Below are 17,125 nucleotides of genomic sequence, written 5' to 3'. Positions count from 1 at the left end.
CGTAATATACGCCACCTCGCGACGGTGAGCGAAAGCCGCGTTGCACTGCTCTTTAACAATTTATCAGACAATCTGTGTGGGCACTCGAAGATACGGATTCTTGACGTCCTCGGACGAAAAATGAATACCAAGTCTCAAGAGTGAACACGTAATTCATTACGAAGTTTAATTCATTGAGCATCAAACTTTTAAATTGAAGAGTTTGATCATGGCTCAGATTGAACGCTGGCGGCAGGCCTAACACATGCAAGTCGAACGGTAACAGGAAGCAGCTTGCTGCTTCGCTGACGAGTGGCGGACGGGTGAGTAATGTCTGGGAAACTGCCTGATGGAGGGGGATAACTACTGGAAACGGTGGCTAATACCGCATAACGTCGCAAGACCAAAGAGGGGGACCTTCGGGCCTCTTGCCATCAGATGTGCCCAGATGGGATTAGCTTGTTGGTGAGGTAACGGCTCACCAAGGCGACGATCCCTAGCTGGTCTGGTCTGAGAGGATGACCAGCCACACTGGAACTGAGACACGGTCCAGACTCCTACGGGAGGCAGCAGTGGGGAATATTGCACAATGGGCGCAAGCCTGATGCAGCCATGCCGCGTGTATGAAGAAGGCCTTCGGGTTGTAAAGTACTTTCAGCGGGGAGGAAGGTGTTGTGGTTAATAACCGCAGCAATTGACGTTACCCGCAGAAGAAGCACCGGCTAACTCCGTGCCAGCAGCCGCGGTAATACGGAGGGTGCAAGCGTTAATCGGAATTACTGGGCGTAAAGCGCACGCAGGCGGTCTGTCAAGTCGGATGTGAAATCCCCGGGCTCAACCTGGGAACTGCATTCGAAACTGGCAGGCTTGAGTCTTGTAGAGGGGGGTAGAATTCCAGGTGTAGCGGTGAAATGCGTAGAGATCTGGAGGAATACCGGTGGCGAAGGCGGCCCCCTGGACAAAGACTGACGCTCAGGTGCGAAAGCGTGGGGAGCAAACAGGATTAGATACCCTGGTAGTCCACGCCGTAAACGATGTCTACTTGGAGGTTGTGCCCTTGAGGCGTGGCTTCCGGAGCTAACGCGTTAAGTAGACCGCCTGGGGAGTACGGCCGCAAGGTTAAAACTCAAATGAATTGACGGGGGCCCGCACAAGCGGTGGAGCATGTGGTTTAATTCGATGCAACGCGAAGAACCTTACCTGGTCTTGACATCCACGGAAGAATTCAGAGATGGATTTGTGCCTTCGGGAACCGTGAGACAGGTGCTGCATGGCTGTCGTCAGCTCGTGTTGTGAAATGTTGGGTTAAGTCCCGCAACGAGCGCAACCCTTATCCTTTGTTGCCAGCGATTCGGTCGGGAACTCAAAGGAGACTGCCAGTGATAAACTGGAGGAAGGTGGGGATGACGTCAAGTCATCATGGCCCTTACGACCAGGGCTACACACGTGCTACAATGGCGCATACAAAGAGAAGCGACCTCGCGAGAGCAAGCGGACCTCATAAAGTGCGTCGTAGTCCGGATTGGAGTCTGCAACTCGACTCCATGAAGTCGGAATCGCTAGTAATCGTGGATCAGAATGCCACGGTGAATACGTTCCCGGGCCTTGTACACACCGCCCGTCACACCATGGGAGTGGGTTGCAAAAGAAGTAGGTAGCTTAACCTTCGGGAGGGCGCTTACCACTTTGTGATTCATGACTGGGGTGAAGTCGTAACAAGGTAACCGTAGGGGAACCTGCGGTTGGATCACCTCCTTACCTTAAAGAAGCGTACTTTGCAGTGCTCACACAGATTGTCTGATGAAAAACGAGCAGTAAAACCTCTACAGGCTTGTAGCTCAGGTGGTTAGAGCGCACCCCTGATAAGGGTGAGGTCGGTGGTTCAAGTCCACTCAGGCCTACCAGATTCGCTCCCGTGCTTTGTTGTGGCAAAGTTCGCATACTTCAGTATGCTTCGCTTCACCACGCCGCGCCCGGAAACGAATCAAAGGTAAGAGGTTCTGACTACACGATGGGGCTATAGCTCAGCTGGGAGAGCGCCTGCTTTGCACGCAGGAGGTCTGCGGTTCGATCCCGCATAGCTCCACCATCTCGTGAGTGTTTACGAAAAAATACTTCAGAGTGTACCTGAAAGGGTTCACTGCGAAGTTTTGCTCTTTAAAAATCTGGATCAAGCTGAAAATTGAAACACAGAACAACGAAAGTTGTTCGTGAGTCTCTCAAATTTTCGCAACACGATGATGAATCGTAAGAAACATCTTCGGGTTGTGAGGTTAAGCGACTAAGCGTACACGGTGGATGCCCTGGCAGTCAGAGGCGATGAAGGGCGTGCTAATCTGCGATAAGCGCCGGTAAGGTGATATGAACCGTTATAACCGGCGATACCCGAATGGGGAAACCCAGTGTGACTCGTCACACTATCATTAACTGAATCCATAGGTTAATGAGGCGAACCGGGGGAACTGAAACATCTAAGTACCCCGAGGAAAAGAAATCAACCGAGATTCCCCCAGTAGCGGCGAGCGAACGGGGAGGAGCCCAGAGCCTGAATCAGCATGTGTGTTAGTGGAAGCGTCTGGAAAGGCGCGCGATACAGGGTGACAGCCCCGTACACAAAAGCGCATGTGCTGTGAGCTCGATGAGTAGGGCGGGACACGTGGTATCCTGTCTGAATATGGGGGGACCATCCTCCAAGGCTAAATACTCCTGACTGACCGATAGTGAACCAGTACCGTGAGGGAAAGGCGAAAAGAACCCCGGCGAGGGGAGTGAAAAAGAACCTGAAACCGTGTACGTACAAGCAGTGGGAGCACCCTTTGGGGTGTGACTGCGTACCTTTTGTATAATGGGTCAGCGACTTATATTCTGTAGCAAGGTTAACCGTATAGGGGAGCCGGAGGGAAACCGAGTCTTAATTGGGCGTTAAGTTGCAGGGTATAGACCCGAAACCCGGTGATCTAGCCATGGGCAGGTTGAAGGTTGGGTAACACTAACTGGAGGACCGAACCGACTAATGTTGAAAAATTAGCGGATGACCTGTGGCTGGGGGTGAAAGGCCAATCAAACCGGGAGATAGCTGGTTCTCCCCGAAAGCTATTTAGGTAGCGCCTCGTGAATTCATCTCCGGGGGTAGAGCACTGTTTCGGCTAGGGGGCCATCCCGGCTTACCAACCCGATGCAAACTGCGAATACCGGAGAATGTTATCACGGGAGACACACGGCGGGTGCTAACGTCCGTCGTGAAGAGGGAAACAACCCAGACCGCCAGCTAAGGTCCCAAAGTCATGGTTAAGTGGGAAACGATGTGGGAAGGCCCAGACAGCCAGGATGTTGGCTTAGAAGCAGCCATCATTTAAAGAAAGCGTAATAGCTCACTGGTCGAGTCGGCCTGCGCGGAAGATGTAACGGGGCTAAACCATGCACCGAAGCTGCGGCAGCGACACTCAGGTGTTGTTGGGTAGGGGAGCGTTCTGTAAGCCTGTGAAGGTGGCCTGTGAGGGTTGCTGGAGGTATCAGAAGTGCGAATGCTGACATAAGTAACGATAAAGCGGGTGAAAAGCCCGCTCGCCGGAAGACCAAGGGTTCCTGTCCAACGTTAATCGGGGCAGGGTGAGTCGACCCCTAAGGCGAGGCCGAAAGGCGTAGTCGATGGGAAACGGGTTAATATTCCCGTACTTGGTGTTACTGCGAAGGGGGGACGGAGAAGGCTATGTTGGCCGGGCGACGGTTGTCCCGGTTTAAGCGTGTAGGTGTGTGTTCCAGGTAAATCCGGTTCACTTTAACACTGAGGCGTGATGACGAGGCACTACGGTGCTGAAGCAACAAATGCCCTGCTTCCAGGAAAAGCCTCTAAGCATCAGGTAACATCAAATCGTACCCCAAACCGACACAGGTGGTCAGGTAGAGAATACCAAGGCGCTTGAGAGAACTCGGGTGAAGGAACTAGGCAAAATGGTGCCGTAACTTCGGGAGAAGGCACGCTGACACGTAGGTGAAGTGATTTACTCATGGAGCTGAAGTCAGTCGAAGATACCAGCTGGCTGCAACTGTTTATTAAAAACACAGCACTGTGCAAACACGAAAGTGGACGTATACGGTGTGACGCCTGCCCGGTGCCGGAAGGTTAATTGATGGGGTCAGCGCAAGCGAAGCTCCTGATCGAAGCCCCGGTAAACGGCGGCCGTAACTATAACGGTCCTAAGGTAGCGAAATTCCTTGTCGGGTAAGTTCCGACCTGCACGAATGGCGTAATGATGGCCAGGCTGTCTCCACCCGAGACTCAGTGAAATTGAACTCGCTGTGAAGATGCAGTGTACCCGCGGCAAGACGGAAAGACCCCGTGAACCTTTACTATAGCTTGACACTGAACATTGAGCCTTGATGTGTAGGATAGGTGGGAGGCTTTGAAGTGTGGACGCCAGTCTGCATGGAGCCGACCTTGAAATACCACCCTTTAATGTTTGATGTTCTAACGTGGACCCGTGATCCGGGTTGCGGACAGTGTCTGGTGGGTAGTTTGACTGGGGCGGTCTCCTCCTAAAGAGTAACGGAGGAGCACGAAGGTTGGCTAATCCTGGTCGGACATCAGGAGGTTAGTGCAATGGCATAAGCCAGCTTGACTGCGAGCGTGACGGCGCGAGCAGGTGCGAAAGCAGGTCATAGTGATCCGGTGGTTCTGAATGGAAGGGCCATCGCTCAACGGATAAAAGGTACTCCGGGGATAACAGGCTGATACCGCCCAAGAGTTCATATCGACGGCGGTGTTTGGCACCTCGATGTCGGCTCATCACATCCTGGGGCTGAAGTAGGTCCCAAGGGTATGGCTGTTCGCCATTTAAAGTGGTACGCGAGCTGGGTTTAGAACGTCGTGAGACAGTTCGGTCCCTATCTGCCGTGGGCGCTGGAGAACTGAGGGGGGCTGCTCCTAGTACGAGAGGACCGGAGTGGACGCATCACTGGTGTTCGGGTTGTCATGCCAATGGCACTGCCCGGTAGCTAAATGCGGAAGAGATAAGTGCTGAAAGCATCTAAGCACGAAACTTGCCCCGAGATGAGTTCTCCCTGAGACTTTAAGTCTCCTGAAGGAACGTTGAAGACGACGACGTTGATAGGCCGGGTGTGTAAGCGCAGCGATGCGTTGAGCTAACCGGTACTAATGAACCGTGAGGCTTAACCTTACAACGCCGAAGATGTTTTGGCGGTTGAGAAGACAACAATTTTCAGCTCAGATTCAGAGTCCGAAGGATTTTGCGCTGAGACAAGGCGGCAAACGCGGCGACGGAAGGAGCATACAGAAGTATGTGACTGACGTTCGCAAGAGCAGCCAACGCCGTATCAGCGTAAAAGACACAGGACAGAGCACAAAGAATTTGCCTGGCGGCACTAGCGCGGTGGTCCCACCTGACCCCATGCCGAACTCAGAAGTGAAACGCCGTAGCGCCGATGGTAGTGTGGGGTCTCCCCATGCGAGAGTAGGGAACTGCCAGGCATCAAATTAAGCAGTAAGCCGGTCATAAACCGGTGGTTGTAAAAGAATTCGGTGGAGCGGTAGTTCAGTTGGTTAGAATACCTGCCTGTCACGCAGGGGGTCGCGGGTTCGAGTCCCGTCCGTTCCGCCACTTATTAAGAGCCCTGAGCATTAGCTCAGGGCTTTTTGTCTATGGAAAACCCCCAGCTAGGCTGGGGGTTCCGGAAAGCTTTCAGCTTTAAGCCAGTTATTAAAACCCCTTTTGATTTGTTAAAACATCTTGCGGTCTGGCAACTGCAAAAGTTCAACAAGAAATCAAAAGGGGGTCCCAATGGGGGACGAAAAGAGCTTAGCGCACACCCGATGGAACTGTAAATATCACATAGTTTTCGCGCCCAAATACCGAAGACAAGCGTTCTATGGAGAGAAGCGTAGGGCAGTAGGCAGCATATTAAGAAAATTGTGTGAATGGAAAAACGTACGAATTCTGGAAGCGGAATGTTGTGCAGATCATATTCACATGCTTCTGGAGATCCCGCCGAAGATGAGTGTGTCGAGCTTCATGGGATATCTGAAGGGTAAAAGTAGTCTGATGCTTTACGAGCAGTTTGGGGATCTAAAATTCAAATACAGGAACAGGGAGTTCTGGTGCAGAGGGTACTATGTCGATACGGTGGGTAAGAACACGGCGAAGATACAGGACTACATAAAGCACCAGCTTGAAGAGGATAAAATGGGTGAGCAATTATCGATCCCTTATCCGGGCAGCCCGTTTACGGGCCGTAAGTAACGAAGTTTGATGCAAATGTCAGATCGTATGCGCCTGTTAGGGCGCGGCTGGTAAGAGAGCCTTACAGGCGCATCTGAAAAACCTCCGGCTATGCCGGAGGATATTTATTTCTTTGCCTGTCATTTAATTATTGCTCAATTCGCAAAAATCCTCTGCATTTCTCGCTCTTTTTCTACAAAGCGCTGAAGGTCATAATCCCCTCAGTTAACGAACATAGTGATTAAAAAGAGGAATTCTATGACTATCCCTGCATTCGGTTTAGGTACTTTTCGCCTGAAAGACGACGTGGTTATCGCTTCTGTGAAAACGGCGCTTGAACTGGGCTACCGTGCTGTCGACACTGCGCAAATCTATGATAATGAAGTTGCTGTTGGACAGGCGATTGCTGAGAGCGGCGTACCGCGTAATGAGCTGTACATCACCACTAAGATCTGGATTGAAAACCTTAGCAAAGACAAGCTGATCCCAAGCCTGAAAGAGAGCCTGAAAAAACTGCGTACCGATTATGTCGATCTGACGCTGATCCACTGGCCATCTCCGGGTGATGCCGTGTCTGTCGAAGAATTTATGCAGGCATTGCTTGAAGCTAAAAAACAAGGGCTGACTCGCGAAATTGGCATTTCAAACTTCACCATTCCGTTGATGGAAAAGGCTATTGCCGCGGTGGGCGTAGACAATATCGCCACCAACCAGATTGAGCTATCTCCGTATCTGCAGAATCGTAAGGTGGTTGACTGGGCGAAAGCGCACGGTATCCACATCACCTCTTATATGACGCTGGCATACGGCAAAGCGCTGAAAGATGAAGTGATTGCGCGCATTGCGGCTAAACATAATGCGACGCCGGCGCAGGTTATTCTGGCATGGGCAATGGGTGAAGGTTACTCCGTGATCCCTTCATCCACCAGGCGTGAAAACCTGGCAAGCAACCTGCTGGCACTGGAACTGCATCTGGATGCCGAAGATAAAAATGCGATCGCGGCACTGGATTGCAACGACCGCCTGGTTAGTCCGGAAGGTCTGGCCCCTGAGTGGGATTAATTGCCTGACCCTTTGTACCCTTTACCCCCTCTTTCACAGCTCCTACGGGGGCTGTTCTTATATATTCGCTCAAAAAGTCGATAAATGCCCGAATGCGTGTGCTGACGGCGCGATCGCTGTAGTAAACGGCGCTGAAAGGCATTTCTACCGGCAGACGTTTATCGGCCAGCAGTTCCACCAATTCTCCCCGCGCGATCTCTTTATCAATCATATAATCTGAAAGACATGCAATGCCGTTACCGTTCAGGCAAAGCTGTTTTAACGTTTCCCCGCTGTTGGAAGAAATCCCACATTCGACTTCATGGAGCTGCCCATCTCTACAGGCAATCGGCCAGGTATTGAGCGAAACAGGTTCTGAGAACCCCAGGCACAGATGCCGTTTTAACTCTTCAACGGTCTCTGGCTTGCCAAAACGGGCAATATAATCCGGTGAAGCGATAATCTTACGATAACTGGTAAATAACGGGCGTGCGCGCAGACTTGAATCTGTCAACGTGCCTGCGCGTATCGCAACATCCACTTTTCGTTCAATAAGATTGATGAACGTTTCTGAGGAGACAAGAGACAACGTTATTTCCGGATATCGTTCACGAAAAGGTTTAATCAGCGGCATCAGGAAATGCAGCATTACCGGCGTTGCCGCATCGATACGCAGTAAGCCGCGCGGGGTATTACGCGACTCCATGATTTCCGTTTCTGCGGCGGCCATTTCTTGCAGTATCTGCTGCACGCGCCTGAAATATCGCTCTCCTTCTTCAGTCAGGCTCAGCTGTCGTGTCGTACGATTAAGCAGACTGACGCCGAGCTTCATCTCCAGCTTTTTAACTGCCCGGCTGACAGCGGAATTGGCCTGTCCAAGCTGCTCTGCCGCCCGGCTGAAGCTGCCGCTTTCCACGACAGCGACAAAAATTGCGAGTTCTTCGGAGGTGGCTTTCATTTTTGCTCCTGCAGCAAAATTAAATTGATATTTTGGCTATTTTTGTCATTAAAACATCCAGGCATACTGCGTGTCATCTGATTACTGTTGTTATGGAGTTATGTATGCCTCTCGCTTTATTTGCACTGACAATAAGTGCCTTCGCTATCGGTACGACTGAGTTTGTGATTGTCGGCCTGGTGCCGACCATTGCACAACAACTGGCTGTCTCGTTACCTTCCGCCGGAATGCTGGTTTCAATCTATGCGCTGGGGGTGGCTATTGGCGCGCCGGTGCTGACCGCTCTGACCGGACGCCTGCCGCGTAAGCAGTTACTGGTTGCGCTGATGGTCTTGTTTACGGTGGGGAATTTGCTGGCATGGCAGGCGCCGGGCTATATGACATTAATCGCTGCCCGTTTGCTGACGGGCCTGGCGCACGGCGTGTTCTTCTCGATTGGCTCTACCATCGCGACAAGTCTGGTGCCAAAAGAGAAAGCGGCTTCTGCGATCGCTATTATGTTTGGTGGTTTAACGGTCGCGTTGGTCACGGGCGTTCCGCTGGGCACATTTATCGGTCAGCATTTTGGCTGGCGTGAGACCTTCCTTGCGGTATCACTGTTAGGCGTGATTGCGCTGATGAGTAGTCAATTGCTGATCCCGGCCAATATCCCCGGTCGGGCGGCCGCCAGCATTCGTGACCAGGTGAAAGTACTGACTCATCCTCGTCTGTTGCTGATTTACGCTGTTACGGCGCTGGGCTACGGCGGGGTATTCACGGCATTCACCTTTCTGGCGCCGATGATGCAGGATCTGGCGGGATTCTCCCCGGCAGCGGTAAGCTGGATCCTACTGGGGTATGGCGTATCTGTGGCTATCGGCAATATCTGGGGCGGTAAACTGGCGGATAAGCATGGTGCCGTGCCGGCGCTGAAATTCATTTTCGCCGCGCTGTTTGTTCTGCTGATGGTCTTCCAGGTGACCGCGTCTACTCAGTACGCCGCACTGGTCACTATTCTGGTGATGGGGATCTTTGCCTTCGGTAACGTACCGGGGTTACAGGTCTATGTGGTACAGAAAGCGGAACAATTTACGCCCAATGCGGTAGATGTGGCGTCAGGTCTGAACATTGCGGCGTTTAACATTGGTATTGCGCTGGGCTCCGTGATTGGCGGACAAACGGTGGCGCATTACGGTTTGGCGCAGACGCCGTGGATTGGCGCCCTCATTGTTCTGGTGGCTTTCCTGCTGATGGGTGTCAGCGGACGTCTTGATAAACCTGTACGCATTGCTCTGGAGTAAATTATTGATGTAAGCGCCTACTTACAAAACAAACTGCAATTGTTCGTTGAAAGTGAGTGCTAAAATCCCTATAACAGAAGAACCAGTCCGGTTGAGGACTGGTTGACGTTACAGAGGTTTGAAAGTCAAAAGTGCGAAAAAACACCTATGCGATGCGCTATGTTGCCGGACAGCCCGCCGAGCGGATTTTGCCGCCCGGGTCGTTTGCGAGCATCGGCCAGGCATTGCCCGCCGGGGAACCGCTAAGCAGTGAAGAGCGGATCCGTATCCTCGTGTGGAATATATTCAAGCAGCAGCGAGCCGAATGGTTATCGGTGCTGAAGAACTACGGCAAAGATGCGCATCTGGTCCTGTTGCAGGAGGCGCAGACGACGCCTGAACTGGTACAGTTTGCCACCGCTAACTATCTTGCCGCCGATCAGGTTCCCGCTTTTGTATTACCTCAGCATCCGTCTGGCGTCATGACGCTTTCTGCCGCCCATCCTGTTTACTGCTGCCCTTTACGGGAAAGAGAACCGATTTTACGTTTGGCGAAATCAGCCCTGGTGACGGTATATCCCTTGCCGGATACCCGTTTATTAATGGTAGTAAATGTTCATGCGGTAAATTTTAGTCTGGGCGTGGACGTATACAGTAAGCAGTTACTTCCGATCGGCGACCAGATTGCGCACCATAGCGGCCCTGTCATTATGGCGGGTGATTTTAATGCCTGGAGCCGTCCACGTATGAATGCGTTGTACCGCTTTGCACGTGAGATGTCGCTGCGCCAGGTGCGTTTCACTGACGATCAGCGCCGTCGTGCGTTTGGACGACCGCTGGATTTTGTTTTTTATCGTGGGTTAAACGTGAATGAAGCCTCCGTACTGGTGACGCGCGCTTCCGATCACAATCCGCTACTCGTTGAATTCAGTCCCGGCAAACCTGAGCAATAAAGGTGCGTCAGGTCTGCCGTGGGGCAGGCCTCTGCGGGTGCTGCCCTCTATTTTTCTCATAACAGAAGGGCACTACCATGACAACGCATTCCCACCATGACAATGTTGAAAAGCAGTTTGGTTCACAGGCGAACGCCTATTTACATAGCGCCGTTCACGCAGCGGGTCGTGACTTAGCGCGGCTGGCGCAAAGGTTGTCTGATTTTTCCCACGCGAACGTACTGGATATGGGATGTGGGGCTGGACACGCGAGTTTTGTCGCTGCGCAACATGCCAACTCGGTCGTGGCATACGATTTATCCGCCAGCATGCTTGAGGTTGTCGCTGGAGCGGCGGAAGAAAGACATTTAAGTAATATTACTCTCCGGCAAGGCTATGCCGAAAAACTGCCCTTTGAAGATGCATCGTTTGAGGTGGTGATTAGCCGCTATTCCGCGCATCACTGGCACGACGTTGGTCAGGCATTGCGTGAGGTTTATCGTGTATTAAAACCCGGCGGCGTGCTGATTATCATGGATGTCATGTCGCCTGGACATCCTGTACGCGATATCTGGCTGCAAACGGTGGAGGCGTTACGCGACACGTCGCATGTCCGTAACTATTCCAGTGGCGAATGGCTGGCGATGGTCAATAACGCGATGCTGGTAACGAATACCGTGATAACCGATCGTTTATCGCTGGAGTTTCGCTCATGGGTAACGCGGATGCGTACGCCAGCGCCGTTGGTTGAAGCGATTCGATTATATCAGGCGAGTGCCCCGGTAGAGGTGAAGCGTTATTTTGAGTTGCAGGATGACGGCTCGTTTAGCAGCGATACTATCATGCTGGAAGCGCATAAAGCGGTATAGCAATTTAAAAGGCGCCGGGGGAAGCGGCGCCTTTTGGCTTTTTCGTCGGACAATATCAGGAGTCTGGCGTGCTATTGTCCTTCACAAACAACGTAAGCTGATCGCCCGGTTGTAGATTATCCGTATCATGGTTCCAGCGCATTACATCTCTGATATTCACCCCGTGACGTCTGGCGATACTGGAAAGCGAATCGCCTTTACGGACACGATAGGTAATGCTATCGCTATTGTTTGCCAGTCGTTGCGCGCTGCTGCCAGCACCTACGGTCAGGCTTTGCCCGATTTTCAGGCGCGAACCACGCAGGTTGTTCCACTGCTGCAAGTCCTTCGTGCTTACGCCAAGCCGCGAAGCAATACCGGAAAGCGTATCGCCAGAGCGCACCTTATAGCTACGGCTATTCAACGGCGTATTGTCGGCGATCAGTTGGGACTGAACGGCGTCAATCTCACCGGAAGCCAGCGACTCACGCAACTGCTCGGCATGCTTTTTGGGCACCATAACATATTGCGGACCGCTTACGCCTAAGGTAGACCCTTTTACACCGGCATTAAACGTCTTCAGCTTGCTGATAGACATGCCCGCCATATCCGCAACCTGGGCCATTTCAACTGGACTGTTTAAACGAACTCGAGCCAGCGCTCGGCTTTCATCTGTTGTTGGCAGACGTACGCCGTAGCGTTTGCTGTTTTTGAGAATTTCACTCAATGCCAGCATCTTAGGTACGTAGAGTTTTGTTTCCCTGGGCAAAGAAAGCGACCAGAAATCCGTTGGTTTTCCACGCGCTTTGTTTGCTTTAATTGCCCGCATAACACGGCCTTCGCCGCTGTTATACGCTGCAACGGTTAACAGCCAGTCGCCGTCAAACATTTTGTTCAGACGCTGCATCATGTCTAACGCGGCGGTCGTAGAGGCTACAACATCGCGACGCGCGTCATAATTACGGGTCTGCTTTAAACCATAATTGCGCCCTGTGCTCGGTATGATCTGCCAGATGCCTGCGGCATTGGCGCCAGACGTTGCGTGAGGATCAAAAGCGCTCTCCACTATGGGTAGTAGTACCAGCTCCATAGGCATGTTACGTTTCTTAACCTGCCCCGCTATCCAGTACATATACGGCTCTGCCCGTAAAGTTACATCGTGGAGATAGCTCTTATTGCGTAAATACTTCTGTTTCTGTTCGCGAATCCGGCTGTTTTCCGGAATTCCCATCTTTAGCTCGTCGCCAATGAAAGCCCACAAGTCCTGATCTGGCGCGATAGACGTTCCGTCGTCCATCCATCGTGCCTGACTCGTAAACTTTCCTGCTTCCCCTTGACCAGCTGCAGAAAGGCTCTGTGCGTGCTGTTGGACGTTGCCAGTGTTCTGAGACGTCTGGCACCCCACAAGCAGGACAGAGGCGAGTAATATCGCTTTTGCCTTCATGTGTGTGTCAATAGTTGCTTAAAAGACGACCGATCATAACGGCGAAGTTAGCGAATGACAAGTAAGAATTATCAGAACGTGTCTTTCTTTGACCTTAACCATGCAAAACGCGCTTCTGGTTGTTGCAATATTGTTTCTTTGTTTATTTCGTTAATTAAATCAATATCTTCAGTTCTTAAAAAAAGATTAATCTTACGCTCATTTTTAAGAATAACGGGTAATGTCATTTGTTTTTTTACACGTAACTCTTTAACTTTACGATAATATTCATTTATGAACGAATCGTGCGGAAGTATGCTCAATGCGAACTTAATGTTAGCTAAAGTGTATTCGTGAGCGCAGCAAATGAGCGTGTCGTCAGGCAGAGAATTAATTTTCATAAGTGACTGATACATCTGTGATGGCGTGCCTTCAAACAGTCGACCACAGCCGCCAGAGAACAGCGTGTCGCCGCAGAATAAGTAAGGATGGCTAAAGTAACAGACGTGTCCTAACGTGTGGCCCGGCGTGGCAAAAAGAGTAAATTTCTCGCCTAAAACGCGAATAGTATCGCCATCGCCAACAAGATGGGTTGCTCCCTTGTCTTGTGTTTCCGCCGGTCCATAAACCGTCATTTGCGGGAAGTGTTGCAACAGCTCCTTGACTCCGCCAACATGGTCGTGATGGTGATGCGTCAGAAAAATCGCCTCCGGCATCCACTTATGTTCAGCAATGGCCTTTAAGACGGGTGCCGCTTCGCCGGGATCAACAATCACACAGCGGCCTTCATCATTGGTCAGCACCCAGATGTAATTGTCCTGAAACGCGGGAATACTGTTAAGATTCATATATTACCTCTCAAATAATTAGCGGAAGGTTGCGATGAAACCGGCAAGGCTCTCTCAAACTGTCGTTGCGCCCGGATGTTGGGGTGAGTTGCCCTGGGGCAATTACTACCGTGAGGCGCTGGAACAGCAGCTCAATCCGTGGTTTGCAAAAATGTATGGTTTCCATTTGCTTAAAATCGGTAATTTAAGCGCAGAAATCAATTCCGAAGCGTGCGCGGTCTCCCATCAGGTGAATGTTTCATCGCAGGGGTCGCCGATGCAGGTTCTGGCCGATCCGCTACATCTTCCTTTTGCGGATAAATCCGTCGATGTTTGTCTGCTGGCGCATACTTTGCCGTGGTGTACCGACCCGCACCGTTTATTACGGGAAGCCGACCGCGTATTGATTGATGACGGTTGGCTGGTCATCAGTGGATTTAACCCGCTGAGTTTGATGGGGTTACGTAAACTGGTACCCGTTTTACGTAAAACACCGCCCTATAATAGTCGGATGTTTACCCTTATGCGGCAACTGGACTGGCTGTCTTTACTCAATTTCGAAGTGCTACATTATAGCCGTTTTCATGTCTTACCCTGGAAAAAGCAGGGAGGGCGGCTTTTAAATACGCATATCCCGGCGCTGGGCTGTTTACAGCTTATTGTGGCCCGTAAGCGGACCATCCCGCTTACGCTTAATCCGCTGCGACATAATAAAAGTAAAACCCCTATCCGCCAGACCGTTGGCGCCACCCGGCAATATCGCAAACCGGATGGCTAAGCTTCCGCCTGGTAGCCACTATCTTCCTGCGTGGGATTCATTGCCGCGGCGCGCGCCAGTTCATCACAACGCTCGTTTTCGGGATGGCCTGCATGGCCTTTGACCCATACCCATTTGATCTGATGCTGACCTAACGCAGCATCGAGACGTTTCCAGAGATCGACATTTTTTACGGGTTTCTTTTCCGCTGTTTTCCAGCCGCGTTTCTTCCAGTTATGAATCCATTGGGTAATTCCTTGCCGCACATATTGGCTGTCGGTGCTCAATGTCACTTCGCAATGTTCTTTTAACGCTTCAAGCGCGACGATCGCCGCCATCAGTTCCATACGGTTATTGGTGGTCAGCGTGTAACCTTCACTAAACGTTTTTTCATGACCGCGATAGCGTAAGATAGCGCCATAACCACCAGGCCCTGGATTCCCCAGGCAAGAGCCATCGGTGAAAATTTCTACCTGTTTAAGCATCTCTGGTAGACTTCCTGTAATTGAAATCGATAACAAAACGCAAGTCTGACATAAATGACCGATATGAGCACTGCAATTACACGACAGATTGTCCTCGATACCGAAACCACCGGTATGAACCAGATAGGCGCGCACTATGAAGGTCACAAGATTATTGAGATCGGTGCGGTTGAGGTGATAAACCGTCGTCTGACCGGTAATAACTTCCACGTTTACCTGAAGCCGGATCGGCTGGTGGATCCGGAAGCGTTTGGCGTACACGGCATCGCCGATGAGTTTCTGCTGGATAAGCCGGTTTTTGCTGATGTGGTCGATGAGTTTCTCGATTATATCCGCGGCGCGGAGCTGGTGATCCATAACGCATCGTTCGATATCGGCTTTATGGATTATGAGTTTGGTCTGCTTAAACGCGATATTCCTAAAACCAATACTTTCTGCAAAGTTACCGACAGCCTGGCGTTGGCGCGGAAAATGTTCCCCGGCAAGCGTAACAGCCTTGATGCGCTGTGTTCGCGTTATGAGATAGATAATAGCAAACGTACTTTGCACGGCGCATTGCTCGATGCCCAGATCCTTGCTGAAGTGTATCTGGCGATGACGGGCGGGCAAACGTCCATGACGTTTGCGATGGAAGGAGAGACGCAACGGCAGCAAGGTGAAGAGACCATTCAGCGAATCGTTCGCCAGGCCAGCCGGTTACGGGTCGTTTTTGCCTCTGATGAAGAGCTGGCTGCGCATGAATCGCGGCTTGATCTGGTGCAGAAAAAGGGCGGAAGTTGCCTTTGGCGGGCGTAATTTATTCCTTTTTAGGCTATAAAAATCATCCTTCGGGCGATTTTTGCAGCAACTGATTCAAAAGGTGAGAAAAAGCGTTGACGGGCGACACCGCAAACCGTAATATTCGCCTCGTTCCCAGCGGGAACATAACGGAGCGGTAGTTCAGTTGGTTAGAATACCTGCCTGTCACGCAGGGGGTCGCGGGTTCGAGTCCCGTCCGTTCCGCCAGATACAAATCTCAGGGTGTTTTTATACATCCTGTGAAGTAAAAAAACCGTATCCCTGTAAAAGGGATACGGTTTTTTTTCGTCTTCAAGAAGTTCCTCCGTCTATCGTGGAATCTGACGCAAATGGGCCTACGCCTGGATGACGAACAGGATATTACCGCCACTTCTTTCACTGCCATGGTTATTTTGATCCCACTGACATTTAAGGCGCGGCCTCATGGCGGTGCTTAACCGGGATCGGGACATGTTCAGCGCAGAAGCAGACTGCGTAATGTTGATGTCACTCAGATAATCACGGAGAACCGCCAGACATGCGCATCATCATTCCAGGGCATCCCACTTCTCCAGCAACTCCACCGGGATCTCATTGATCACCTCCGAGAACCGTTTTCCCACCAGTCTTTCAGCCTGGCGTAACAGTGGGATGGTCGGGCTGCTGGGTTCACTGCTCTCAAACCAGCGACGAATGCACCGCAGGCGTTCCAGCGCATCATTACGATCGCGAATTGGCCCCGGTTCAGCATTGTGTGGGAGGGATATACCGGGGGGCGTGTTGACAGGCGGCACATCCTCTGCCCGTGCCGGAACGGCATTAACCATAACCGTGCCTGCGGGGTCTGGCGCTGGCGACGGAGGGATTTCCGGCGTGGTTGTCTGTACCACGTCAGGCAGCAGCGCCAACAACTGCCGCAGGCGTGAAAAATCTGGAGCCAGATCGCCTAATGTCTCACGCGCCCACACTTGCAGGCGTTCTGCGCTTTCCTGCGCTTCGCGAAACGCCGCCAGCGGTAATGCCCCACGGGCTTCGAGGTCGGCCAGTTGCTGGCGGACGGATTCGGGGGCCAGCGCATCAGCCGGGCGGGGAGCGGATAACGCGCGCTCGACATCCCGTACCTGCAGGCGCAGGGCGGCACTGTTTGACAGCGTGATACCGCGAATGTCTGCCATCACGCCTTCGTGATCCAGCAGCGCCGCCAGGGCATTACTGCGCGCCAGCGCCGCATCTTCAATAGATTCTGCGGATGCGCCTTCGCCGGTAAGCAGCTGTGGATGGAGTGCATCAGACCAGATTACGCTCAGTTCTGCCAGTTGTGTGAGCATTTCCGCCAGTCCCTGTGCGCCAGCCTGCTGGATGCGACTGCGCAGCAGCAGGATCAACACCCGGATATCCTTACTGCGCGTGAGCAGACGGCGCGCATCACGCTCAATTTCCGGCCAGTTCACGGCTTCCGGCGTACTGACAAAATCACCATATTGCGCCTCCGCCTGGGGGGCGGCGCGGCTGAACAGCAGCAGGTATTCCGGATCGTACTCCGGATCGGGGCCGCAGGGTTGTTCCGCGCTTACCGGTTTAGTCAGGGACATATCCATATCAT

12 protein-coding genes, 4 tRNA genes and 3 rRNA genes are annotated in these 17,125 nt (G+C 52.0%); 14 read left to right on the top strand and 5 right to left on the bottom strand.

Annotation, left to right across the window (positions count from 1 at the left end; genetic code table 11):
- The first annotated feature begins 190 nt into the window (after positions 1-190).
- The 8 genes from OLG56_RS17285 (at position 191) to dkgB (ending at position 7,277) form a co-directional block, all read left to right on the top strand.
- A 16S ribosomal RNA gene (locus OLG56_RS17285) occupies positions 191-1,737 on the top strand.
- A gap of 69 nt (positions 1,738-1,806) precedes the next feature.
- Positions 1,807-1,883 (top strand) — tRNA-Ile (locus OLG56_RS17280).
- Positions 1,884-1,992: 109 nt separating this feature from the next.
- A tRNA-Ala gene (locus OLG56_RS17275) sits at positions 1,993-2,068 on the top strand.
- 182 nt (positions 2,069-2,250) lie between these two features.
- Positions 2,251-5,156: ribosomal RNA gene (locus tag OLG56_RS17270) — 23S ribosomal RNA — on the top strand.
- Between the two features lie 195 nt (positions 5,157-5,351).
- Positions 5,352-5,467 (top strand): 5S ribosomal RNA (gene rrf / locus OLG56_RS17265).
- The 16S, 23S and 5S rRNA genes sit together here with 3 tRNA genes alongside, the layout of an rRNA operon.
- A gap of 53 nt (positions 5,468-5,520) precedes the next feature.
- Positions 5,521-5,597: transfer RNA gene (locus OLG56_RS17260), tRNA-Asp, on the top strand.
- Between the two features lie 180 nt (positions 5,598-5,777).
- Positions 5,778-6,236 carry an IS200/IS605-like element IS200F family transposase gene (gene tnpA, locus OLG56_RS17255; protein ID WP_000502119.1) on the top strand — a complete coding sequence of 153 codons (459 nt, stop codon included), beginning with the start codon at positions 5,778-5,780 and terminating at the stop codon, positions 6,234-6,236.
- A gap of 237 nt (positions 6,237-6,473) precedes the next feature.
- Complete coding sequence (gene dkgB, locus OLG56_RS17250; protein WP_000154887.1) at positions 6,474-7,277, top strand: 2,5-didehydrogluconate reductase DkgB; 804 nt, start codon at positions 6,474-6,476, stop codon at positions 7,275-7,277.
- Here the strand turns inward: dkgB and yafC are convergent.
- Positions 7,243-8,214, bottom strand: a complete 972-nt coding sequence (gene yafC / locus OLG56_RS17245) for a DNA-binding transcriptional regulator YafC (RefSeq protein ID WP_000648532.1) — start codon at positions 8,212-8,214, stop codon at positions 7,243-7,245. The genes dkgB and yafC overlap by 35 nt on opposite strands.
- A gap of 104 nt (positions 8,215-8,318) precedes the next feature.
- On the opposite strand from yafC, the gene OLG56_RS17240 reads away from it, so the two are divergent.
- From OLG56_RS17240 to OLG56_RS17230, 3 genes are all read left to right on the top strand, one after another.
- Positions 8,319-9,494, top strand: coding sequence for an MFS transporter (locus OLG56_RS17240; protein WP_001127552.1), 1,176 nt, complete (start codon positions 8,319-8,321; stop codon positions 9,492-9,494).
- A gap of 131 nt (positions 9,495-9,625) precedes the next feature.
- Positions 9,626-10,426 (top strand): endonuclease/exonuclease/phosphatase family protein, encoded by an 801-nt coding sequence (locus OLG56_RS17235; RefSeq protein ID WP_001230970.1) that lies wholly within the window; start codon positions 9,626-9,628, stop codon positions 10,424-10,426.
- Positions 10,427-10,503: 77 nt separating this feature from the next.
- Positions 10,504-11,274 (top strand): class I SAM-dependent methyltransferase, encoded by a 771-nt coding sequence (locus tag OLG56_RS17230; RefSeq protein ID WP_000207221.1) that lies wholly within the window; start codon positions 10,504-10,506, stop codon positions 11,272-11,274.
- 55 nt (positions 11,275-11,329) lie between these two features.
- Here the strand turns inward: OLG56_RS17230 and mltD are convergent, their stop codons facing one another.
- Together mltD and gloB are read right to left on the bottom strand one after the other, a co-directional pair.
- On the bottom strand, positions 11,330-12,697 hold the full coding sequence (mltD, locus tag OLG56_RS17225) for a murein transglycosylase D (RefSeq protein WP_079822018.1): 1,368 nt from the start codon (positions 12,695-12,697) through the stop codon (positions 11,330-11,332).
- Positions 12,698-12,768: 71 nt separating this feature from the next.
- Complete coding sequence (gloB, locus tag OLG56_RS17220; protein ID WP_001052773.1) at positions 12,769-13,524, bottom strand: hydroxyacylglutathione hydrolase; 756 nt, start codon at positions 13,522-13,524, stop codon at positions 12,769-12,771.
- 34 nt (positions 13,525-13,558) lie between these two features.
- On the opposite strand from gloB, the gene OLG56_RS17215 reads away from it, so the two are divergent.
- The gene (locus OLG56_RS17215) at positions 13,559-14,281 is read left to right on the top strand and encodes a class I SAM-dependent methyltransferase (protein ID WP_000801238.1); all 723 of its coding nucleotides are present in this window, start codon (positions 13,559-13,561) and stop codon (positions 14,279-14,281) included.
- On the opposite strand, the gene rnhA is transcribed toward OLG56_RS17215, so the two are convergent.
- The gene (gene rnhA, locus OLG56_RS17210; protein WP_000917872.1) at positions 14,278-14,745 is read right to left on the bottom strand and encodes a ribonuclease HI; all 468 of its coding nucleotides are present in this window, start codon (positions 14,743-14,745) and stop codon (positions 14,278-14,280) included. The two genes, OLG56_RS17215 and rnhA, sit on opposite strands and share 4 nt — an antisense overlap.
- Before the next feature lie 63 nt (positions 14,746-14,808).
- Between rnhA and dnaQ the strand changes: the two genes are divergently transcribed.
- Positions 14,809-15,540, top strand: a complete 732-nt coding sequence (dnaQ, locus tag OLG56_RS17205) for a DNA polymerase III subunit epsilon (RefSeq protein ID WP_001562201.1) — start codon at positions 14,809-14,811, stop codon at positions 15,538-15,540.
- A 133-nt stretch (positions 15,541-15,673) separates the two neighbouring features.
- Positions 15,674-15,750 (top strand) — tRNA-Asp (locus OLG56_RS17200).
- 320 nt (positions 15,751-16,070) lie between these two features.
- Here the strand turns inward: OLG56_RS17200 and OLG56_RS17195 are convergent.
- Positions 16,071-17,120, bottom strand: a complete 1,050-nt coding sequence (locus OLG56_RS17195) for a type VI secretion system protein TssA (RefSeq protein WP_000367618.1) — start codon at positions 17,118-17,120, stop codon at positions 16,071-16,073.
- Between the last annotated feature and the right edge of the window lie 5 nt (positions 17,121-17,125).

This window comes from Salmonella sp. 2018103, from assembly GCF_026247685.1.
GTDB classification, from domain to species: Bacteria; Pseudomonadota; Gammaproteobacteria; order Enterobacterales; family Enterobacteriaceae; genus Salmonella; species Salmonella enterica.
The sequence above is the reverse complement of the archived record's forward strand: the minus strand, read 5'-3'. Positions and strand labels throughout refer to the sequence as shown.